We start from the raw sequence: 22,434 nt of genomic DNA, 5'->3' as shown, positions 1-22,434 counted from the left end.
ATCTGAGAAGCGCAACAGCACCCGACCGCGCGCTCAGATGAGTTGGATCAAACCGGAACAAATCATGGCCATCAAACCCAAGCCAGTTCAACGACCGCATCGAAAGAAGCGGCCCGACTACGCCCGAAAGATCGGCCAGCCACCGGGAGCACTGATCCACATCGGCGACATCAAAACCGCGCAACCGGCGATCACACTCTTCGAGTTCGACGAAGTTGGGCTATCGGAGCGCAGGTTCGTATCTGTCGCTGAATCTCGAGCCTATCAGCCGCAGCGCAAGGTGCTGTGGCTGAACGTCTATGGCCTGCAGTCGGCGGAGGTCATGAGCGAGATCGGTCAGCGCTTCGGGCTGCATGCCCTCACCTTGGAAGACGTGCTCAACACCCACCAGCGGCCCAAACTCGACGTCTATTCGAACTACGTTTTCTTTGTCGCACGAGCCTGGCGCACGATCGCCGAAACCGGCGAGCTTGTATCGGATCAGGTCAGCATCGTCCTGGGCGAGAACTTCGTCCTGACCTTTCAGGAGCAGCCCGGCGGATTGTTTGATCCGATCCGCGAACGCCTGCGCGAAGCCAGTTGCCCTGCGCGCGCCCATGGGCCGGACTACCTCGCGTACTCCCTGCTCGACGCAATCGTAGACCGCTATTTCAAGGTTCTGGACTCGCTCGGCAATCAGATCGATCAGGTTGAGGACCAAATGAACCTGGTACGCGGCGGCAACCTGATCGCGGGTATCAATCGCCTCAAGCACGATACCAGGGAGTTGCGTCGCACCGTATGGCCCTTGCGCGAAGTCATCGCTGGCCTGCAACGCGCCGACGAACGTTTTGTCCGGCGCAGCACTGACGTCTATCTGCGTGACGTCTACGATCACATCGTGCAGGTAGTCGAGTCGCTCGACGCCCTGCGTGACGCAAGCGGCGATCTGCTCGACCAGCACTTGTCCCTTGCGAGCCAGAGGCTCAATACCGAAGTGCGCGCGCTCACCGTGGTCTCGATGCTTTTCATGCCCGCCACGCTGATCAGCGGCATCTTCGGAATGAATTTCCTGCAAATGCCGCTGCTTGCGCAGTCAAACGGGTTCTGGATCGCGCTTGGCCTCATGCTGACGATTGCGAGCGCCATGGGCCTGATCTTCTGGCGTCGGCAATGGTTACAGAGCGCCTAGCAAGCGTCGGAGTTTTTTACATAGTTATTACGGTGTTCGTAACAATTCGCATAAGTTATTGATGTGAAACAAGTCACACACTGAATCCTGAGTTGGCGCGCTTTATGCGTAGCACGTACGCGTGCCCACAAGGCATGCCCAACCCGACAACAGGAGCTCAACAGAATGACTTCACACAAGCTGTTTCGCGCAATTGCAGCAATCGGATTCGCTACCGCCGCCTCGATGGCCTACGCAGTCCCGATGGCGATAGCACCGAGCATCACCCCGTTGATTACCTCTGGCGCCGCGCCGGACACACCCGCCGCCCGCATTGATGCAAACGTCCCGACTTCGCCGTTTTCAGGCGTAGTCAGCATCAACATCCGCTATGACGGTCAGAGCTATATCTGCTCGGGCGCCATGATCAGCCGCTGGCACGCTGTCTCGGCCGGACACTGCGTGGATACGAACGGCAAGGGAGCGGTTGTTGACATCAACAAGCCAGGCAATGATGTGCGTGTGGTCTTCAACGCAACCAGCGAGCCGGGCAGCGCAGGCCGTGCAATCATTACCGCCAACAAGGTAGACATGCATCACGACTACGCCGGCTTTGGCAAATGCCCGGCCGGGGTCGGTGGCTTCTGCGTGAACGACGACGTCGCAATCATCCGCCTGTCTTCCCCTGCGCCGGACGTAGCGAAGACCTACAACCTTTTCCGCGGCCAGGTCAGTGAAGGCTCCGTCTTCACGATGGTTGGCTACGGCACCAGTGGTGACGGCCTGAACGGTTACAACGTCAGCCCGGCATTCCGCGTCAAGCGCAGCGGCAAGAACGTGTTCGACTTCGCGCAGACCGATGACGAAGCCAACTTCAGCGGCGCAAGCCCGAAAGAAGTCTGGTATGCGGACTTCGATGGCACGTTGGCTAACGGCACCAAGGTCGACTCAATGTGCGATTCGACGTCGTCCTTCGCCGGAGAGTTTGGGGTGACTATCTGCGGTGAAAGCCTTGGAAATGAGATTGAAGCCAACAACGGTGAGGGTGACTCTGGCGGCCCGTCCTTTGTCATGATTAACGGCGAATACCAACTGGCAGCAACCAACACCTTCGGGTGGGCCCAGGGATACTCGCCGAGAGGTGGTTTTGGCGACGTCATGGGCGGCATCCTGCTCAATTCCTATCTTGACTGGATTGATGCAACGGCCGTACCGGAGCCCGGGTCACTCGGATTGGCCGCACTGGGCCTGGCCGGCTTGATCGGCGCACGTCGCCGCCGCCGTGCTTGAGAGCGCTACCTAGCAATGCAACAACGCCCCTGAAAAGGGGCGTTGTTTTTGGGTAGCACGATTGCAAATCAGGGGGCTTCAACAAGGCGGATGATCGCCATGGAGATGTTGTCGCCCGTGCCCCTGCCACGCGAACGTGCGGTATCAATCAAACCACGCGCAGCCTGTCGCGCTGGCTCATTGCAAACCGATTGAGCAAGCTCCTGATCGGTGCAGTGGCCCCAAAGGCCGTCTGAACACAGCAGGAATCCGTCACCGGCCTTGAGTCCGTCAACGCTGCAGATTTCGATCTTCGGCTCTCGATCAGCGCCAAGGCAGGAGAGCAAGAGGTTGCGATGCGGGTAGGTCTCGGCGTCGGCTTCGGAAATCTGACCAGTTCGCACCAATTCAGCCACCAACGAGTGATCGTTGCTGCGCAAGCCAACAGCACCGTCGCGGAAATGGTAGATCCGCGAATCACCGCAATGCGCCCAATGTACCTTGCCGGGTTGCATCAAAAGCACGCATGCAGTGCTATGAGGGTCCTGCTCGCTGGTGAAGCGTGTCAGCTTGATGACGACATGGGCTTCTTCGATGATCTCGCGAAGCAAAACCTCGGGCGAATCAGATCCAGGCGCATACGCCTCAAAGTTCTGCTTGGCCTTCAAGAGCACTTGCTCGGCCGCCATGGCGCCACCGCTGTGCCCGCCCATGCCATCGGCAAGCACCGCAAGCAACATGCCGGGCCGCGAAGGGTGAGGGAACAGACCCACGCGGTCTTGCTGCTCCTTGCGGTCGCCCTGGTGCATCGCGACTACCGTATCAATGGTTAACACCACAGTTTTGTCACAATCGTTGTTTTTCTCAATTACATTCTAGCTGCGCTCATCAGGATGGCATAGTGCTGCAATCCCCTATTTAGGGGCTTTTAGTGTTCAAGGTCATGAAAGTCTTCAAGGACTTGCTCGCTGAGATCTGCCAACTCATTGGAACTGATCTCAAGCGTGCTACAGACCTCGGCTTCATCAAAGCACGCCTCACCCTCAGACATGCTCATTTCAAGCGCGTAGAGATGCATTGCGAGTTGCAGCACCGCAATCAAGCCATCGACGGGCCGACCTAGGGCGCGACCACCTTCATGGTGATAGCGTACCGCCTTTGCAACAAAATCCGGAAGGCGCCAATGCTTGGCGAGCAAGAAACCGATAACGGCGTGATCTGATGAGAACAGTCGATCCTCGGTCTGGATGTCGGCCCACTTGTTCGCCACCCCGTCCAAACCCGTGCGATTGCAGTAGGCAGGAAATCGCTGCATCAGGATTGGCACACCGCAGTCATGGAACATGCCTGCCAGGTAGGCCTGCTCGCTCGCGATCCGGCGCGCCCCAGGCTGCCGTTCGGCAATCAACATTGCCAATTGCGCAATTGCGGTCGAGCGAGCCCAGAAACGCGCCAGAACCTTTGCATTGCCGGGCATTGCGCCTTGCATACACATGGCTTGCGCGAGCACCAAGGTACGCGGCACACCCATCATCAACACTACCTGCTCCACCGTTTGCGGTGGATTCCGTCGCGCAAAAAGTGGGGATCTGGCCATTCGATAAAGGCCCGCAGTCATTGCAGGATCACGCGAGATCACCTCCGCCACCTCACGCATGTCTGGCTCGAGCGATTCAGCCAGGCGTTGCAGGGCGAGCAAGGCTGCTGGCTGGGGCGGCAGCTTGATGCCGCGCGCCAGAAGTGCCTCTGGTTCGTCGTCGGCCGGTACCTGTGTAGAGGTTGCACTCATCCTGCGTTTTTACGGCATGGAAAAGCACAACTTGAGCCCAGCATCAGCCTGCCGAATGATCGGGAAGCAGGTCTGCGAGCCATTCCACCCAGTGCCTCACCGGCAGCCGTGTCCGGCCGCCCAGGTGTGCAATACAGCCGACATTCGCACTTGCGATCCCCACCGGATCTGCGGCGGTCAGTGCCGCGAGCTTGTTGTCGCGAAGCTGCGCCGAGATTTCGGGTTGCAGCACCGAATAGGCACCCGCCGATCCACAGCAAAGATGCGCGTCAGCAACCGGCACCAATTCGTAGCCCGCCGTCTTCAGCAGACGCTCGACCACACCCTGGATGCGCAAACTGTGCTGCAGGCTGCATGGGGATTGAAAGGCCAGGCGCATCGCCCTTTGGCTGGAGGGAGGACGAAGCACCGCAGCGAGTTCGCTGCTGTACTGTGCAATCAGCTCGGAAACATCACGCACAACACCCACAACCTTGGCCGCGGTTTCTTGCATCGGCGCGTCATCGCGGAACAGGTGCGAGTACTCGCCAATAAAACTGCTGCAGCCCGAGGCGGTGACAACAATCCCTTCGACTTCCCCCCGCTCAAGGACTGGCAACCATGCGCTAAGCAAGCGGGCCGCATCGCCTCGTCCGCCGTCCTGATCGTTCAGGTGATAACGCAATGCCCCGCAACAGCCGTCGTTGCGTAACTCAATCAAGGAGACCCCTACCCGGTCGAGAAGACGCGCAGCCGCGGCATTCAGGTCCGGCAGCATCGCGGGCTGCGCACACCCCCGCAGCACCATGCACTTGCGCGCGTGGCGCGGTGCCGGCCAATGGCCCCGGGGTGTAGCGGGCACGATCTTGCCCACCAAACTGCCAGGGAGCATCGGTGCAAGCCGCCGTCCGACCAGGTAGGCCGCAGCAAACAGTGCCGGACGCGCAACGAGGTTGGCCAAGGCCCAGCGTCTCGCCTGCGCAAGGGCTGAGCGCGGCGGCGCGAGATCCTCCGCCCACTTTCGCCCGATATCAAGCAAGCGGCCATACTCGACACCGGACGGGCAGGTCGTCTCACAGGCACGACAACTCAGGCAACGATCAAGGTGCAATTGCGTGCGTTCGGAAACGGCCGCCCCCTCCAGCATTTGCTTGATGAGGTAGATGCGCCCACGCGGACCATCCAATTCATCGCCCAGCAGCTGATAAGTCGGGCAGGTGGCGGTGCAGAAACCGCAATGCACGCACTTGCGCAGGATGGCTTCGGCTTCAGCGCCGTCCGGCGTATCGCGAACAAAATCGGCAAGCTGCGTTTGCATGGCGGGTCACCAGTCGGGATACATGCGGCCGCGATTGAACACGCGAGCCGGATCGAAGGCCTGCTTCAAGCGTTGATGGATGGCACGGGACGCGGGCGACAAGGCATCAAACCTCTGCAAACTCGACCCATGCAGCGCGCGGAACAGCATGGCGCTGCCATGCTCTTTGCTGGCGCGCTCGCGCGCGAGCGCGCCGTCTTCGCATAGCACCCAACGCAAAGCCCCGCCCCATTCGAGTAAGACTTCGCCCGGCAGACCAATGGGCTCTTCGACGCTGGGTACCGACAATCGCCACAGCGGCGCATGGCGTGAGAAGAACGGGTGGGTCTGTTCGCGAATCGCCAACCAGAAACCCGCTTGCGCAGCATCGTCGAGCACATCCCCTTTCAGGCGGGCTACTGCGGCGTCTACGGCCGCATGAGCCCCCGAGAGCCGGACATAGACCGAATCGCCCACCCAACAGGTCGCCGAGATCGGTAGCGGCTCGCCCCCCCAGCGGTTCATCGCCTGCAAGGCCTCGCTCAGCGTCATCGACAACCGCACGGTCCTCTCAAGCGCCGGACGCGGCAATACTTTCAGGGATACATCGAGCAGCAGGCCAAGGCAGCCCATTGCCCCGCACATCAGGCGCGATACGTCATAGCCGGCCACGTTCTTCATGACCTGCCCGCCGAAACGCAGCAGTTCGCCCCGCCCATCAAGGAGACTGATCCCCAGCACGTGGTCACGCACTGCGCCCGCGCTGGCGCGCCGTGGGCCTGAGAGCCCCGCCGCCACCATGCCGCCCACCGTCGCATTGCCAAAGTGCGGCGGCTCGAACGCAAGCATCTGATTCCGCTCGGCCAGCACCGCCTCGACTTCCGCCAATGGCGTACCCGCACGCACCGTGATCACCAACTCTGTTGGTTCGTACGACACCACACCACGCCAGGCGCGCGTGTCGAGCACCGCGCCACGCGCCGGCTCACCGAGGAACGCCTTGCTACCGCCGCCACGAATCTCGACACAGTCGCCGCGCGCTGCGGCATCACGAATCTGCGCCTGCCAGGCCGCCAACAATTCTTCCGTCACAGCGCCCATCAGAATCGCTCCAGTTCCGGGTAAGGCAATCGGCCGCCCGTCACGTGCATACGTCCGCCCTCTGCACAGCGACGCAGACTCGGAATCGCTTTGCCGGGGTTCAACAGGCCGGAACGGTCGAACGCAGCCTTGATGCGATGGAACATGCGGATCTCAGCGTCACCAAACTGCACGCACATCTGCGCAATTTTTTCCACCCCCACGCCATGCTCACCGGTGATCGAGCCGCCCAGCGCAACTGAACGCTCAAGAATTTCAGTGCCGAATGCCTCGGCGCGCGCTTGCTCACCCGGCGCGGCCGAATCGAACAAGATGAGCGGATGCAGGTTTCCATCACCGGCATGAAAGACGTTCATGCACCTGAGCGCGTACTTGCGCTCCATTTCCGCAATCGCGGTGAGCATTTCACCCAGACGCCGGCGCGGAATCGTGCCATCCATACAGTAGTAGTCCGGCGCCAGCCGCCCGGCGGCGGGAAATGCAGCCTTTCGCCCCGCCCAGAAACGCAGGCGCTCCTCCTCATTGCGCGAAACACGTACCGCTGCGGCCCCTGCGCGCTCAAGAACGGATTGCACCCGCGCAAGCTCCTCGGCAACTTCCTCCGGGCTGCCATCGCACTCCACCAGCAGGATCGCCGCAGCGTCGAGCGGATAGCCAGCATGCACGAAGGCTTCCACCGCCGCCGTAGCAGGCTGGTCCATCATCTCAAGGCCCGCCGGAATGATGCCTTCGGCAATAATCGCAGCAACCGCCTCCCCCGCCTGCACCACCGATCCGAACGCCGCCAGCACGCAGCGAGCCTGTTGCGGTATGGGCAACAAACGCACCGACACTTCGGTGATCACCAGCAGCATGCCCTCTGAACCATTGACCAGCGCCAGCAGATCGAATCCGGGCCCGTCAAGCGCATGGCTGCCGCATTCGAGCACCTCGCCATCGATCGTGATGCCGCGCACCCGCATGACGTTATGCACGGTCAGGCCGTACTTCAGGCAGTGCACACCGCCCGCGTTTTCAGCAACGTTGCCGCCTATCGTGCAGGCAATCTGCGAGCTCGGATCCGGCGCGTAGTACAAGCCGTGCTGGAGCGCCGCCTCCGAGATCGCCTTGTTTCGGACACCGGGCTGGACAACCGCGATCCGCGCAACGGGGTCGACACGCAGGATCTGGCGGAACTTGGCCATGGCCAAGAGCACGCCATGGCGATGCGGCATCGCCCCACCCGACAGGCTGGTGCCTGCCCCCCGCGCCACCACGGGCACCCCCAGGCGGCTGCAAACGCGGAGGACCGCAATCACTTGCGCCTCGGTTTCCGGCAGCGCGACCAACGAAGGCGTTTCCCGCATCGCGGCAAGTCCGTCGCACTCCCAGGGGCGCAAGTCTTCAAGCTCGGTCAGCAAGCATCCTTCGCGCAGGATCTGTGAGAGCGCCTCGATCAAGGCAACGCGATCGACCACCTCAAACGCCTGATCCTGCAGCGCAAAACCAGGCAAAGAATCAGTCATTTGACGGCTCCAATATCAAACTGAGACTGCGCGGCGCCCTGATCCCGCAGCGCGAAGTCCAATGCTCTGTGTTCCGCTTGCGCCAAACCCGAGAAGGCCGTAGGGCCGCTACCAAGCCAAGGCAAGCGACCCGACATGCCGTTTGACGAGGATACGTAGCAAGCGTCGCAAATCATCGTTGTTGCTTGCATCATGCATCGCTTCAAAATCATAGACCGTGCCCAACGCGTGCCCAATCGGACGTTTCAGCGTAAGCGCTGGGCGCGTTGCGTCGTCACTTCTGATTTCAATCAACGGAATCGTATTTCTTATTGCGCAACGACATTTCATCAGCCACAATATCCATGCTGCTTCTAGGGCTACCCGCAGCACCCTTCGACAATGAATTGGAGACACTCATGGCTTCGACCGAACAAGTACAAAACCTCGTCGGGATGCTTGACGCCTACTTTGGCTGCGATGGCTTCCATGTGAACATCAACGTGCTCAATCGCGACATGCTGCTCGACGCAATGGAAAACCCCGAGAACTATCCGCAGCTGACGATCCGCGTGTCTGGCTATGCGGTGAACTTCACCAAGCTGACCCGCGAACAGCAGTTGGACGTCATCAACCGCACGTTCCACTCGCACTAAGCGATTGCACTCCGGCGGGATCTGCGCAACGCAGATCCACGCCTGCATCCGAATCTCCCGACGCGGGCACCGACGAGCCCCGCGCGAATCGGGCGATCGTCGAAGTGCGTTCAGCCTGCGATGCAAGGTCGCGGGCTTTGCCTCCCGTAGCCCGAGCCGGGCGCTTCCCCGCATTCGCGCCAATTGCACACAATCGCGGGAACCGAGACGAATGAATCCCGGTCAAGTCAGGGTCGCATGAGAAAGCTGCCGAAATCAGCACAGTGTGCGTCGACGCAAAGCTCAAACCCTATAATCCGCAACCCGACTGACTGAAAGAACCCCATGGGAAACCGCCTCTCGCGCATCGCCACCCGCACCGGTGACGATGGCAGCACCGGCCTTGGCGATGGCACTCGCGTGCCTAAGAATTGCCCACGCATTCATGCGCTAGGTGAAGTGGACGAACTCAATTCAATGCTCGGAGTCCTGCTCACGGAACCCTTGCCAGAAGATGTTCGTGATCTGCTGGGCCACATCCAGCACGACCTTTTCGACCTCGGCGGCGAGGTCTGCATCCCCGGTTACACCATGGTGAAAGAGGCACACGTCTTGCGGCTGGACGAGGCGCTAGCGAAGTACAACGAATCCCTGCCGCCCTTGAAAGAGTTCATTCTTCCCGGCGGCTCACGCGCGGCGGCCCTTGCGCACCTCGCTCGCACCGTGGCGCGGCGTGCGGAGCGGGCAATCGTCAGTCTCGCAAGCTCAGAGACCGTCAACGCGCCTGTGCAGCAGTACCTGAATCGCCTCTCTGACCTGCTGTTCGTGCTCGGACGTCACCTAAACCGCTGCGGGGGTGGCAGCGATGTGCTGTGGAAACGGACGAGTGGCTGAAGCCGGCGGACGCACCAAAAAATAAAGGCCGCGATTGCGGCCTTTATTGTTTCGGTTGAGGAAGCTGCACGTAGGTCTCATTTGGCTTAACCAGGCCGAGATCGTAGCGCGCCCGCTCCTCAATCGCTTCATAGCCATTCTTGAGATCACGGACCTCTGCTTCAAGCCCGGCATTTCTGGCTTCGAGTTTTGCGTTGTTGTCACGTTGTGCCTGCACTTGCTGGTCAAGTTCACGCACACGCGTCCAGCCACCCTTGCCGAACCATAGCGGGTACTGCAACACCGAGAGCAGTACGACAAGAATCAGGGCGGGCCACTTCATGCAAAACCAATCAGAAACCAACTGATGAGGCGCAAATTCTATCGGAATATCAACAAGAAAGGGCCGCAGAGCGGCCCTTTCCGGTATCACAAAACCGGCTTGCGCCGGCAGGCGATCAGATGTTGCGCAGGTTGTAGAACGCGCTGCGGCCCGGGTAGAACGCGATGTCGCCCAGGTCTTCCTCGATACGGAGGATCTGGTTGTACTTGGCAACGCGATCCGAACGCGACAGCGAACCGGTCTTGATTTGACCTGCGTTCAGGCCGACGGCGATGTCAGCAATGGTCGAATCTTCGGTTTCGCCCGAACGGTGCGAGATCACAGCGGTGTAGCCAGCGCGCTTGGCCATTTCGACGGCAGCGAAGGTCTCGGTCAGGGTGCCGATCTGGTTCACCTTGATCAGGATCGAGTTGCAGATGCCCTTGTCGATGCCTTCTTTCAGGATCTTGGTGTTGGTCACGAACAGGTCGTCACCCACCAGTTGAATCTTCTTGCCCAGGCGATCGGTCAGCAGCTTCCAGCCGTCCCAATCTTGCTCGGCCATGCCGTCTTCGATCGAGATGATCGGGAAGGTATCAACCAGAGTTGCCAGGAAGTCGACCTTCTGGGCAGAGGTCAGCGACAGCTTCTCGCCTTCCATCTCGTACTTGCCATTCTTGTAGTACTCGGACGCAGCGCAGTCCAGACCCAGCAGGATGTCCTTGCCCGGCACATAGCCAGCCTTCTCGATCGCTTCGACGATCAGCTCCAGCGCTTCCTTGGCACCCGAGACGTTCGGGGCAAAGCCACCTTCGTCACCCACGGTGGTGGGGTAGCCCTTCTTGTGGAGGATCTTGCTCAGGTTGTGGAAGACCTCAGCACCGTAACGCAGCGCTTCCTTGAAGGTCGGTGCGCCAACCGGCAGGATCATGCATTCTTGGAAGTCGAGGCTGTTGTTAGCGTGTGCGCCACCGTTGATGATGTTCATCATCGGGACCGGCAGGCTCATGCCACCCGAACCACCGAAGTAACGATACAGCGGCAGACCGGCTTCTTCAGCGGCTGCACGGGCAACGGCCATGGACACGGCCAGCATTGCATTGGCGCCCAGGCGCGACTTGTTTTCGGTACCGTCGAGGTCGATCATCGTCTTGTCGATGAAGGCTTGCTCTTCGGCGTCGAGGCCCACGAGTGCTTCGCAGATTTCGGTGTTGACGTTGTCGACAGCCTTCTGCACACCCTTGCCGAGGTAACGAGCGGCATCACCATCACGCAGTTCGATCGCTTCGCGCGAACCAGTCGATGCGCCGGACGGCACTGCGGCACGGCCCATCACGCCGGATTCGAGCAGCACATCTGCTTCAACGGTGGGGTTGCCGCGGGAGTCCAGAATTTCGCGGGCGACTACATCAACGATAGCACTCATGGGTTTTTCCTTTTCTCTATCAAGACTGTGCCGCCTATGGGGGCGGCATCCCTGTCATCCGCCAGCAAGCCGACGGTGCAGCACCCGAAGGCGGGGGATTGCCCCGGGCACACATAACCAATGAAACTTGTCAATTCTACGCCGCCACGTATGACGGCGCTTTGACCGTGCGCAGAGATCAGGCTTCCAGATCACCAAATGCGAGATCCGCGATCGGCTCCCACATCGCAACAACCTTCAAATGCGCGGGGTGATCAAAATAGGCCAATAGCGCAGCACGATCATCGAAGGCGGACACAAGCACGTAATCCCAGCCACTCACTTCGTCTGGCGTGCTATTGAACCCGCATTGCCATGCGCGTATGCCTGGCACCAAAGCCGGCAGCGCGCACATCGCGGAATGGGCGGATTGAGCCGCATCCGACTCGATGGCAACGCCCGGCTTCAGCCGAAGCAAGACAACATGGGTGATCACAGCGTCGTTTCGATGAAACCGTGACGCTTGACCAGCAAGTCGATTTCCTTGAGCGTCGAAAGCAAGGCTCTCATCTTGGCCAGCGGCCAGGCGTTCGGGCCGTCCGACAAGGCCTTGGACGGATCCGGATGGGTTTCCATGAACAGCCCTGAAATGCCTGTTGCCACGGCCGCACGTGCCAGAACCGGCACGTGTTCACGCTGGCCACCGCTCTTGTCGCCCTGCCCGCCCGGCAGTTGCACCGAGTGCGTCGCATCGAACACGACCGGGCAGTGCGTATCGCGCATGATCGCGAGCGAGCGCATATCCGAGACCAGGTTGTTGTAGCCAAACGACGCACCGCGCTCGCACACCATGATGGTGTCCGCACCGCCTGCGGCCTCCTTGGCCTTGGCAACCACGTTCTTCATGTCGCCCGGCGCGAGGAACTGGCCCTTCTTGATGTTCACCGGCTTACCCGTAGCTGCAACGGCACGGATGAAATCGGTCTGCCGGCACAGAAATGCGGGTGTCTGCAGGACATCGACATACTTGGCAACGATCGGTGCTTCCTGTTCGGTATGCACATCCGTCACAACCGGGACTTTCACCGTCTCGCGCACTTCGGCGAGGATCTCAAGACCCTTCATCATGCCCAAGCCACGGAAGCTATTGCCCGAGCTGCGATTGGCCTTGTCAAACGAAGACTTATAGATGAACGGGATGCCCAGATCAGCAGCAATGCTCTTGAGTTCGGCCGCCGTATCGAGCGCCATTTCGCGCGATTCGATGACGCACGGACCAGCCATCAGGAAGAACGGTTTATCAAGACCGACTTCGAAACCACAAAGATTCATTTCTATCCCCTCACAACCCGGCGACCATGCATCTGCCACGGCAGCGGGCGAAAAAATGGCCGGCTTGAAGCCGGCCATCTGATTTTCGGCTTTACCGCTTTGCCGCTTGCGCCATCGCGGCGCGAACGTAAGCGGTGAACAATGGATGCCCCTGACGAGGGTTGGATGTGAATTCCGGATGGAATTGCACGCCCACGAACCAAGGGTGATCCGGCAATTCGATCATCTCACACAGGTCTGTACCCGGCGCGCGACCTGATACACGCAGGCCCGCATCTTCCAGCTTGGAGAGCAGCGTGTTGTTGACCTCGTAGCGGTGGCGGTGACGTTCAACCACCTCCGGCTTGCCGTAGATCTCGCGAGCCAGCGAGCCCTCACCCAACAAGCAGGTCTGCCCGCCAAGGCGCATGGTGCCGCCCAGGTCAGAATTCTCGTCGCGCTTCTCGATCTTTCCGGTGCGGTCCTGCCACTCGCTGATCAAACCGATCACAGGGAAAGCGGAATTCTTGTCGAACTCCGTGGAATGCGCACCGCCCATACCCGCAACATGGCGAGCAAATTCAACGACGGCCAGTTGCATGCCAAGGCAGATGCCAAGGTAGGGAACCTTGTTCTCACGCGCAAAACGGATCGCTGCAATCTTGCCCTCGGTACCGCGACGGCCGAAGCCACCCGGGACGAGGATGGCATCCATCCCAGCCAGCACCCCGGTACCATCTTTTTCGATCTGTTCGGAATCGATGTAATGGATGTTGACCTTGCTGCGGGTGTGCATGCCGGCATGCGACAGCGCCTCGGTCAGCGACTTGTAGGACTCGGTCAGGTCGACATACTTGCCGACGAAGGCAACGTTGACCTCGTGCTCCGGGTTCTCGCGAGCGAACACGAGCTTGTCCCAGAGCGACAGATCAGCCGCACGCGCGAGGATAGCGAGCTTGTGGCAGACGATCTCGTCGAGCATCTGGTTATGCAGCATCGCCGGGATCTTGTAGATCGAATCGGCGTCCAGCACCTCGATGACCGCTTCCGGCATCACGTTGCAGAACAACGCGATCTTGCGGCGGTCGTCAGCCGGAATTTCACGATCCGAACGGCACAGCAGCACATCCGGCTGGATACCGATTTCGCGCAATTCCTTGACGGAGTGCTGCGTCGGTTTGGTCTTCAGCTCGCCGGCCGTCGCGATGTACGGCAGCAGCGTCAGATGCATGAAGCAGGTGTTGTTGCGACCTTCTTCGATGCCCATCTGGCGGATGGCTTCCAGGAAGGGCAGCGATTCGATGTCACCCACCGTACCACCGACTTCAATGATCGCCACGTCAGCACCTTCGGCGCCGCGTTTGACGTAGCGCTTGATCTCGTCGGTGATGTGAGGAATGACCTGAACCGTCTTGCCCAGATACTCGCCGCGGCGTTCCTTCTTGATCACGGCGTCGTAGATCTGGCCGGTCGTGAAGTTGTTGCGCTTGGACATCTTGGCGCTGGTAAAGCGCTCGTAGTGCCCAAGGTCGAGATCGGTCTCAGCGCCATCCTCGGTCACGAAGACTTCCCCGTGCTGGAACGGGCTCATCGTGCCGGGGTCGACGTTGATGTAGGGATCGAGCTTTAGGTGGGTAACCCGGAGGCCGCGGGATTCGAGAATGGCCCCAAGCGAAGCAGCTGCAATGCCCTTGCCTAGCGAGGACACCACGCCGCCCGTGACGAAGACGTACTTGGTCATGGCGAAACGGGATGCTGGTAAAAAGAGATGATAGCGCATCAGGGCTTGCCTTCCAAATTCACCGACCCGACACGCCGGCCAGGCCGCCTCTCCATACCGGCGATCGCCGCCAGACAGCCCGACCTATCGGCCCCCAGCTTTGCGAACGTTCTGGCTAGAGCGCTGCGCGCAACACCACGCTCACTGGCAATGTCGCAACGCAACACGTTAGTCCCGCGCCTCGCCGGCAAGGGTGGATTCGCAGCGAAGTCATGCGGCGTTGTGCGAACCTTGTTCGATGACCCCTGCCGCGAGCAGTGCGTCGATTTCCTGCTGCGGCCAGCCCGCCGCCCGCAGCACCTCACAGGTGTGCTCGCCCGCCAGGGGTGGTTCGCGGCGCACGGCGGCGGGCGTTGTAGACAGGCGCGGCGCGGGCGCCGGCTGGCGGATACCGGCCACGTTGATGAACGCCTCACGAGCCTGGAGGTGTGGATGGACCGGCGCCTCGTCCATTGCCAGAACCGGCGCGACGCAGGCGTCTGAATCCGCAAACAGCGCCGTCCAGTGGTCACGTGTCTGGCCGGCGAAGATCGTGGTCAGGCGTTCGCGCATCCGGGGCCAATGTGCTGCAGAGTATTGCTCGAGCACTGGGAAGTCGGGGTCGTCCTCCAGCCCCAGCGCCTGCAGCATCAGGGCGTAGAACTGCGGCTCCAGCGGCGCGACCGACAGCCACTTGCCATCGGCGCAGGCATAGACGTCGTAGAACGGCGCGCTGGAATCGAGGATGTGCTCGATGCCCGGATAGCGTTCGCGCTTCGCATGCACGTTGTAGAGCCCGTGAGCGAGCAGCGCGGCACCTTCGGCCATTGCGGCGTCGATCACCTGGCCACGACCGCTGCGCCGCGCTTCGAGCAGCGCGCAAGCGATGCCGAACGCCAGCATCATGCCGCCGCCCCCCATGTCGCCCAACAGCGAGGGGGGCGCCCAGGGCGCGCCGCCATGCCAGCGGCCGGCATCGAGCGCGCCCGACAAGGCGGCGTAGTTGAGGTCGTGCCCGGCACGCGGCGCCAGCGGGCCGGTCTGCCCCCAGCCGGTCATGCGGGCGTAGATCAGCCGCGGGTTGCGTACCGCGCAGACCTCCGGCCCCAAGCCAAGGCGCTCCATCACGCCAGGGCGGAAGCCTTCGATCAGCACGTCGGCCTGCTTCAGCAACTTCAGCACAACGTCGGCCGCGCCGGGGGCCTTGAGGTTGATCCCCAGGGAACGCTTGCCGCGGTTGGCCACGGTGTCACGCCCGCCACCGAAGAGCTGGCGCGCCAGCGTGCCACTGCTGCGTTCCAGCAAGACCACGTCGGCGCCCATGTCGGCGAGCAGCATGCCGCAAAACGGCGCGGGGCCGATGCCGCCGATTTCGATGACGCGCACGCCCGCAAGCGGGCCAGTATTCGGGGTCATTTGAACTCCTGCGCGGAGGGCTGCGTCAGCGTGGCGACCCTCGCGCCGTCGGTGGCGCAGCCCACGCGGCTTGCAGATCGCCAACGCCCCTTGCCATACCGCCAAGCATCATCGCTTGCTTCGTGCAGCCGAAAACCAAGTCACTGGCGAAAATCGCGTCGGCGGCATGCCCGCCATGACCTTCGGTGCGCGCAGCAGCCGTCGGCGGGCTGGCGCGCAGCACTTAGAACTTGTAACCGAAGTTCAACCGGAAGCCCTTCAGATCGTTCTCGCCCATGGTGTAGGTGAGACCAAGGCTAGACTGTTCGATCGTCACGCCGGCAAAACTGACCCGCGTACTCAGGGCTGCACCGATTTCCTGATAGCTCTCGATGTAGAGCGCATCACCCGAAAAGCGGGTATCAATGAACCATGCGCGCCAAGCCGTGGGGCGGCCGAACCAGTCCGCCGGCAGGGAGGTGCCCACATCAATCCCGTTGCGCAGCATGGTGTTCGAAAGATCGTAATCGACCTCGTAATCGCCGTGGCTGAGGCTCTGCGTGCGATACAAGCCAAGCATGTCGGTGATGCCAAACTGCCAGTCGCCCAGGGCAAACGCGTAGCGGCTTGAAAGGCTGGCCGAATACATCACCGCGGCGGCCCCGAGGTCCGATGACGCAGTGGCGCCTACCCGCAGCGCCGGCGTCAGCACCCAGCCCTTGAGCACCGGCACGCGAAACGCACCGCCCAGCGCGCCGCTCCCGGTTTTGGCCCCTTCGATATCGCTGTATGTGATGGGCGCTTCAAGCTTGAACTGATAGCCGTCCTTGAGTTTCCAGGTCCAGCCCAGCGGCAGCTTGGTGACACTTTGCGAGTAGCCACCGGCGCTGTAGCGCCCGAACTCAAGACCCACCAGCGCATAGTTGTTGCCGGCCATCGAACTGCCGCTGGCATCTTCCACAAACACGGAATCTGCCGCCGTGGAATAGTCTGCCGCCCCCATTTGCGCCATCAGGCTGCCGGGGTTGCCTGCAACCGGATCAACCGGTGAGACGCGCGCGAGTTCCTTGAGCATGCGGGTCAACAAACCACTGCCCTCGCCTTTGAGCCAAGCCTCGAACTGGTCTTCACTCTCGGAACGGGTCGCGCCGTTGAACTTCAGGTCGATGCCCAAGGAAGGCACCCGAAACGCAAGTACCGGTGAGCCGCTTTGATACTCGACCTGAGCCGGCAATCCGCGAACATTGAGCGTCGCCACCGCAGCGGAGGTTTCGGTGTAGGTCGAGACCACGTTCTGCAGACCGTCGGTGGATACGGCATCGAGCAGATCCGTGATGGCAGAAAACCCCTGATAGCCCTGCTGCCCACTCTCGATCACCCTGGCATCGAGTTCAAAGAGATCCTTCGCTTGCACTGCTCCAGACACGCCCGCAATCAACGCAACGAGCAAGACACTGCGCATGGCCATCCTCCCTGGGTGAATGATCGTCATCGAGCCATCTCCGCAGCTCGATGCCAATCAAATATAGTCTGCCGCCGCACCGCATGGCACGCGTATGCATGGCGCGCCGTGAAGCCTGTCGTAAACGCAACACGCTCGCAGTGAGCCCCTTGCCGCCCGATTGCGGCAGGGGCCCACCCAAGGTAACCGGGTGCCTCAGGCTGACGTTGCGTCCGCCGCCTCGCTGCGCGTTTGCAGGAGCGAGTTCCAGTCGGCCTTGCGGCTGAGTGTCATCACGCCGGCCAACACCGCGAACAGGAGCAAGGCGCCCAGCAGCAAGGCATTTTGCTCGGAGCAGAGAATGCCGTAGAGCGAACCGTACAGCCCGCCCAGCAGCGAAGCGAATCCCGCAGCGCGCCAGGGGCTGCCGAGGATGGCGCTGACGTAGTAGCTGATCAATCCGACACAGGCGACCGAGGCGCATGCATACGCGGCATCAAAACCGATGTGCTCGGACAACGCGATCAGCAGCAGGAAGAACACCACCATTGCGAAGCCCACCAGCAGGTATTGCATCGGATGCACGCGTAGCCCCTTGACCAGTTCGTACACCGCAAACAGCGCCAGCGTGAGGCAGATGGTGAGCATGGCGTACTTGGTGGCGCGATCACTCATCACATACGCATCGACCGGGTCGATCAAGGCGACGGCGAAACTCTCTACGCCGACCAGGCTGCGGGCTGCGGCGAGCATCTTTTCGTCGTACGCGCCGGCGGCCCCGCTGTTGTTGCCCGCACCAACCCTCGCGATCCATTGGCTGCGGGCATTGCTGGCCACCGCACTGGTGCGCCAGGCGGCATCGAAGCCGGTATCGCGAACCCTGCGTTCGGCGGGCAGGAAGTCGCCCACGAATGAGGGATGCGGCCATTCCGAGCTGATGCTGGCACGGCTTTCCATCCCCAAGGGCAGGATGTCCAGCCTTTGCGCGCCGGTGATCTCCGCAAAGACTTCGAAGGCGATCGCGCTGCCGGGGTCGGGCACGCGCGCAAGGCTGGCCGATACGCCGGTCGGGAAAGCGCTGATGCCGGTGCCCGGCTCCACCGCAAGTGTTTGGCCGCCGGCATTCATGCGGATCGTGCGGATACCACGCGCGTTGCCCACGGTGAGGATCAGGCGCGGCACGCCAAGGCTCAGTTCGCTGCCCTCGTGCGAGCGCGGCACGCTCTCTGGCGCCGGCATGCGCACCAGCCCCTTCAGCTTGCCCGCGAACGTGTAGCCATTGACACGAAACACGCCGCGCTTGCGGATGTCCGGCGCCAGTTGTCCGCTGACATCCAGGGTGTCGGGCAGTACGTAGTGCACCCCGCTCTGCGTTTTGCGCGTCCGTCGCTCCTGGGTGCTGCCGGCCGCTTCGATTTCGTCCCAACTTTCCACATACGGCACCGCAAGCATGCCGGCCGCCAGCGACTGCGGCCCCGCAAGGCTGTGGCCCACGCTACGCAGCGCCTCCTCGCGGTAGTTGCCGCGGTCGGCAATCACGCCCCGCACCAGCATCACCGCAATGCCCAGGACTGCTGCAAGCAGCGCCAGCACAAACACCTTCGAGATGAATCCCTTCATTGCACTCTCCTCTGTTCAAGATGAGTGCAGTCTCGGCCCCCGACGTGGAGCACTTTTGAGTGGAAGGTGTAGCGATTGTGAAGTCTGCGTGAAGCCGCCTCAGGCACGCGGCAAAGTCAGCACGGCAAACACGCCACCGCCCGGCTGGTTGGCAAGCTCGACCGTGCCGCCGTGCAGATCGGCGATCTCGCGCACCATCGCCAGGCCCAGCCCGCTGCCGCGCTGACTACCCCCGGGCCTGGGCAGCGAGTAGAAACGCTCGAAAATCTTCTCCTGCGCGAAATCCGGAATGCCGGCGCCATGATCGCGCACGCTCAGGCGCGCCTGCGCATCATGCAAGCTCACCGACACTTCCACCTCGGCGCCCGGCGGCGAAAAATCGATCGCGTTGTCGATCAGGTTACCGAGCGCGAACGCGATCAAGCCTTCGTCGCCAAGCATCGCCACATCGGGGATCGATCCGGCCTTCAGGCTGACCTCGCGTTGCTCGGCCAAAGGCTGGCGCTCCGCGAGGCAACGCTCGATCAGCGCCGTCACATCGAATCGCGCCGGCACGGGCGGACGATCGCGCGCTTCAAGGCGGGATAACAGCAGCAAGCGGTCAATCGCCGATTGCATTCGCAGGCTCTGCGATTGCACGTTCTGAGCAAAGCGCATCCGCTCGGGCGCAGGCAGATCGGCCTCAGCCAGCAGCTCGGACGCCCCCCGAATCGCCGCCAGCGGACTCTTCAACTCGTGGGTCAGCGCCTGCACGTAGCGCTCGACATACTGTTTGCCGTCGAGCTTTTCACGCATGGTCGCCATGGCCCGCGCCAGGTCGTTAAGCTCACGCGCCCCCGAATGCGGCACTTCGGCGCGTTGCCCCTCAGCCACATCACGCGCAAAGCGCTGCAAGCGCCTGACCGAGAGCGACAGGCGAATGGTCACGAAGAGCCCCAGCAGCAAAGACGCCACGACCAGGGCGATGCCATAACGGGTGATGACGTTCTCGCTGCGGGCAATGATCGGGTCGACCTTCGCGATTGGCTTGGCCACGGTCAGCACGCCGATGATCTTGCCCGCATCGATCACAGGCGCCGCCACATGGAAGACGGAGCTGGCGTCGTCACTGGGTTCGGTGCGCGTACTGCGCGCGCCATAGCCGCCCTTGAGCGTGCGCGCCACGTCATTCCAGCGGGAGTAGTCCTGACCCTCGGCCCGGCCTTCCGAATCGAACATCACGATGCCGCGGGCATCGGTGACGTAGATCCGGTAGTCAAGGCTGGTCTTGCGAAAGTGGTAGATCGGCGCATCCACCTGACGCTCGGAATATGCCCGCACCTGGCTTGCGAACCGCCCGTTGGCAAGGGTGCCGTCGCGCAGTTCGTCCGAGGCCAGCGCCGCCAGCAAGTTGGCGGTATCAACCATCGACTCTTCGATCGTCTCGCGGATGCTGGGTTTGACCTCGCGCACGACAATCATCAGCGCAAACAGGCCGGTGAGGCCGACGATGACGAAGTAGCCAACCAGAATCCGGATCGAGAGACTCATGCCTGGACCGAATACCCCAGGCCGCGATGCGTCTGGATCGGATCGGCATCGGGCGCCGCTTCGCGCAGCTTTGCCCGCAGCGTCTTGATATGGGTATCGACCGTGCGATCGGTGCTGTCGCGATCATTGCCCCAGACGCCATCGAGCAACTGGTCGCGCGAGAACACACGACGCGGGTGCCGCAAGAGAAAAGCCAGCAACTTGTACTCGAAGCGGGTCAGCGTCAGCGCCTGGCCGCGGAACACGATGCGCGCCTCCAGCTCGTGATGCTCGAAACCGGCAGTGCCAGCCACAGCCGCCGTTGGCGCGGGGCCGCCCCGGCGCAGGATCGCGCGCACTCGGCCGGCGACTTCGCGCGGACTGAAGGGCTTGACGACATAGTCGTCCGCGCCCAGCTCAAAACCCATCACCCGGTCGATCTCGTCGCCGCGTGCGGTCAGGAACATGACCGGCAGATCCGAAAACGCGCGCAAACGCCGCACCAGTTCAAAGCCGCTGATGTCCGGCAAGCCGACATCCACCAGCGCAAGGTCGGGTGGAGCGTCTCGCAGCGCCGCGAGGCCATCGAGTCCGGTTTCCGCCCGCGCGACCTCGTGCCCCTCGCTGCGCAGAACATAGTTCAGCGTGTCGGCGATCGTCGGTTCATCATCGACAATAAGAATACGGCTCATGGTTCAGCAAAAGGTCTCAAGACCGGCAGGCGCAAAGGATAGCGCGCCGGCATGGGCTGGCAACTCGGCACATGCCCCGCGACAGGCTCGGGGAAGGAAAAACGGGCACCGCCAGGTGCCCGTTCAATGAAACCGCTTGCGGATCAGATCGCGTAGCTGCGCAGCCGCATGGAGAACTCTTCGAGCTGGCGAATGCCGCTGGCTTCAGCGCGCACACACCAATCCTGCAACTGTTTGACCAACTGGTCCCGCGATGCGCTTGAGCGTGCCCAGATTGCAACCAGTTCCTGCTTCATGGTCACGAGCTGCTGCAAGCGCGGGCTGTCGGCCAAGGCTTTCTCGAACTGCTGCTGCAACATGGCCGGAAACGCTTCAGTCCGCTCGGCATTGAGCCAGCGACGTAACTGCTTGAGATCGAGCTTGCGATCGCTTTGCGCGAGTTTGGCGATCTCTTCGAGATAAACACCCTTCACGCTGTTGGCATAGCGTCGCATCACGTCATAGCGATGCGTCACGATTGCCTGCAGGGTATCGAGATCGACCACGCTCTTCGCCGCCGCAAACTTGGGGCGCGGAATGGTCTTCTTGACCTTGGCCAGGCCCAGCATTTCCATGATCCGGATGTACATCCAGCCGATATCAAATTCGTACCACTTGGCCGAGAGCTTGGCCGAGGTCGCAAAGCTGTGATGATTGTTGTGGAGCTCTTCCCCACCGATCAGGATGCCCCAGGGCAGCAGATTGGTCGAAGCATCCACGCAATCGTAATTGCGGTAGCCCCAGAAATGCCCCAGACCGTTGATCACCCCCGCGGCCCAGAACGGAATCCAGATCATCTGCACGCCCCACATCAGCGCACCGGGGACCACCCCGAACAAGGCCATATCGATCGCGAGCATCAGCACGATGCCGACCTTCTGGCCGGGGGTGTAGACATGGCGCTCCATCCAGTCGTCGGGCGTGCCGTGACCGTAGCGTTCCATGGTCTCCTTGTTGCGCGACTCCTTGACGTACAGGAACACGCCGCCCCAAAGCACGCGATTGATCCCGAACACCTTCGGGCTGTGCGGATCTTCGGCCGTTTCGCACTTGGCGTGGTGTTTGCGGTGAATCGCAGCCCACTCCTTGGTGACCATGCCGGTCGACATCCACAGCCACCACCGGAAGAAGTGGCTGGCAATCGGATGCAGCTCAAGCGCACGATGGGCCTGATGGCGATGAAGGAAAATGGTGACCGAGGCAATCGTCACATGCGTGAGCGCCAACAACACCAGCACATTGCCCCACCAGGGCAGATCAAACAAACCAGACCACATCAGCTACATTTCCTCAGGGTTTCACGTCTAAACACGTTGTTCTTCGTCGGCAAGCGTGGCGCCTCAAGCAACACGTGGCGCGATTCG

General features: G+C 61.6%; 20 protein-coding genes. 4 read left to right on the top strand and 16 right to left on the bottom strand.

Going from position 1 to position 22,434, the window contains the following annotated elements; all coding sequences use genetic code 11:
• The first annotated feature begins 64 nt into the window (after positions 1 to 64).
• Both corA and OPU71_RS08235 read left to right on the top strand, forming a co-directional pair.
• On the top strand, positions 65 to 1,171 hold the full coding sequence (gene corA / locus OPU71_RS08240) for a magnesium/cobalt transporter CorA (RefSeq protein ID WP_267727180.1): 1,107 nt from the start codon (positions 65 to 67) through the stop codon (positions 1,169 to 1,171).
• Between the two features lie 165 nt (positions 1,172 to 1,336).
• Positions 1,337 to 2,440, top strand: coding sequence for a trypsin-like serine protease (locus OPU71_RS08235; protein ID WP_267727178.1), 1,104 nt, complete (start codon positions 1,337 to 1,339; stop codon positions 2,438 to 2,440).
• 68 nt (positions 2,441 to 2,508) lie between these two features.
• Here OPU71_RS08235 and OPU71_RS08230 read toward each other — a convergent pair whose 3' ends face one another.
• From OPU71_RS08230 to OPU71_RS08210, 5 genes are all read right to left on the bottom strand, one after another.
• Positions 2,509 to 3,258 (bottom strand): PP2C family protein-serine/threonine phosphatase, encoded by a 750-nt coding sequence (locus tag OPU71_RS08230; protein ID WP_267727176.1) that lies wholly within the window; start codon positions 3,256 to 3,258, stop codon positions 2,509 to 2,511.
• Between the two features lie 89 nt (positions 3,259 to 3,347).
• Positions 3,348 to 4,208, bottom strand: a complete 861-nt coding sequence (locus OPU71_RS08225; protein ID WP_267727174.1) for an HDOD domain-containing protein — start codon at positions 4,206 to 4,208, stop codon at positions 3,348 to 3,350.
• Between the two features lie 43 nt (positions 4,209 to 4,251).
• Complete coding sequence (glcF, locus tag OPU71_RS08220; RefSeq protein ID WP_267727172.1) at positions 4,252 to 5,505, bottom strand: glycolate oxidase subunit GlcF; 1,254 nt, start codon at positions 5,503 to 5,505, stop codon at positions 4,252 to 4,254.
• A 6-nt stretch (positions 5,506 to 5,511) separates the two neighbouring features.
• Positions 5,512 to 6,585, bottom strand: coding sequence for a glycolate oxidase subunit GlcE (gene glcE / locus OPU71_RS08215; protein WP_267727170.1), 1,074 nt, complete (start codon positions 6,583 to 6,585; stop codon positions 5,512 to 5,514).
• The gene (locus OPU71_RS08210; protein ID WP_267727167.1) at positions 6,585 to 8,090 is read right to left on the bottom strand and encodes an FAD-linked oxidase C-terminal domain-containing protein; all 1,506 of its coding nucleotides are present in this window, start codon (positions 8,088 to 8,090) and stop codon (positions 6,585 to 6,587) included. Before OPU71_RS08210 ends, glcE begins: the two co-directional genes overlap by 1 nt.
• Before the next feature lie 398 nt (positions 8,091 to 8,488).
• On the opposite strand from OPU71_RS08210, the gene OPU71_RS08205 reads away from it, so the two are divergent.
• Both OPU71_RS08205 and OPU71_RS08200 read left to right on the top strand, forming a co-directional pair.
• The gene (locus tag OPU71_RS08205) at positions 8,489 to 8,725 is read left to right on the top strand and encodes a glycine radical domain-containing protein (protein ID WP_267727165.1); all 237 of its coding nucleotides are present in this window, start codon (positions 8,489 to 8,491) and stop codon (positions 8,723 to 8,725) included.
• 324 nt (positions 8,726 to 9,049) lie between these two features.
• Positions 9,050 to 9,598 carry a cob(I)yrinic acid a,c-diamide adenosyltransferase gene (locus tag OPU71_RS08200; protein ID WP_267727164.1) on the top strand — a complete coding sequence of 183 codons (549 nt, stop codon included), beginning with the start codon at positions 9,050 to 9,052 and terminating at the stop codon, positions 9,596 to 9,598.
• A 43-nt stretch (positions 9,599 to 9,641) separates the two neighbouring features.
• Here the strand turns inward: OPU71_RS08200 and ftsB are convergent, their stop codons facing one another.
• The 11 genes from ftsB to OPU71_RS08145 form a co-directional block, all read right to left on the bottom strand.
• Positions 9,642 to 9,920 (bottom strand): cell division protein FtsB, encoded by a 279-nt coding sequence (ftsB, locus tag OPU71_RS08195; protein WP_267727163.1) that lies wholly within the window; start codon positions 9,918 to 9,920, stop codon positions 9,642 to 9,644.
• Positions 9,921 to 10,035: 115 nt separating this feature from the next.
• Positions 10,036 to 11,325, bottom strand: a complete 1,290-nt coding sequence (gene eno, locus OPU71_RS08190) for a phosphopyruvate hydratase (RefSeq protein ID WP_267727161.1) — start codon at positions 11,323 to 11,325, stop codon at positions 10,036 to 10,038.
• A gap of 178 nt (positions 11,326 to 11,503) precedes the next feature.
• The gene (locus OPU71_RS08185; RefSeq protein WP_267727159.1) at positions 11,504 to 11,800 is read right to left on the bottom strand and encodes a Dabb family protein; all 297 of its coding nucleotides are present in this window, start codon (positions 11,798 to 11,800) and stop codon (positions 11,504 to 11,506) included.
• A complete protein-coding gene (gene kdsA, locus OPU71_RS08180; protein ID WP_267727157.1) occupies positions 11,797 to 12,636 on the bottom strand; it encodes a 3-deoxy-8-phosphooctulonate synthase in 840 nt (279 codons plus the stop codon). The genes OPU71_RS08185 and kdsA overlap by 4 nt, the downstream gene beginning before the upstream one ends.
• A 91-nt stretch (positions 12,637 to 12,727) precedes the next feature.
• Positions 12,728 to 14,356, bottom strand: a complete 1,629-nt coding sequence (locus OPU71_RS08175; RefSeq protein ID WP_267727155.1) for a CTP synthase — start codon at positions 14,354 to 14,356, stop codon at positions 12,728 to 12,730.
• 249 nt (positions 14,357 to 14,605) lie between these two features.
• Positions 14,606 to 15,790, bottom strand: coding sequence for a CaiB/BaiF CoA transferase family protein (locus OPU71_RS08170; RefSeq protein ID WP_267727153.1), 1,185 nt, complete (start codon positions 15,788 to 15,790; stop codon positions 14,606 to 14,608).
• 223 nt (positions 15,791 to 16,013) lie between these two features.
• Positions 16,014 to 17,261, bottom strand: coding sequence for a hypothetical protein (locus OPU71_RS08165; RefSeq protein WP_267727151.1), 1,248 nt, complete (start codon positions 17,259 to 17,261; stop codon positions 16,014 to 16,016).
• 165 nt (positions 17,262 to 17,426) lie between these two features.
• Positions 17,427 to 18,830 (bottom strand): cell envelope integrity protein CreD, encoded by a 1,404-nt coding sequence (gene creD / locus OPU71_RS08160; RefSeq protein WP_267727149.1) that lies wholly within the window; start codon positions 18,828 to 18,830, stop codon positions 17,427 to 17,429.
• Between the two features lie 99 nt (positions 18,831 to 18,929).
• A complete protein-coding gene (gene creC / locus OPU71_RS08155) occupies positions 18,930 to 20,360 on the bottom strand; it encodes a two-component system sensor histidine kinase CreC (RefSeq protein ID WP_267727146.1) in 1,431 nt (476 codons plus the stop codon).
• Positions 20,357 to 21,031 carry a two-component system response regulator CreB gene (creB, locus tag OPU71_RS08150; protein ID WP_267727143.1) on the bottom strand — a complete coding sequence of 225 codons (675 nt, stop codon included), beginning with the start codon at positions 21,029 to 21,031 and terminating at the stop codon, positions 20,357 to 20,359. The genes creC and creB overlap by 4 nt, the downstream gene beginning before the upstream one ends.
• Positions 21,032 to 21,174: 143 nt before the next feature.
• Entirely contained in the window at positions 21,175 to 22,347 is a 1,173-nt protein-coding gene (locus tag OPU71_RS08145; protein ID WP_267727138.1) for a fatty acid desaturase, read from the bottom strand.
• Positions 22,348 to 22,434 lie beyond the last annotated feature (87 nt).

Origin of the sequence: Niveibacterium sp. 24ML (genome assembly GCF_026586805.1) — a bacterium.
Lineage (GTDB): Bacteria > Pseudomonadota > Gammaproteobacteria > Burkholderiales > Rhodocyclaceae > Niveibacterium.
This window is presented reverse-complemented; position numbering and strand designations above follow the sequence as displayed.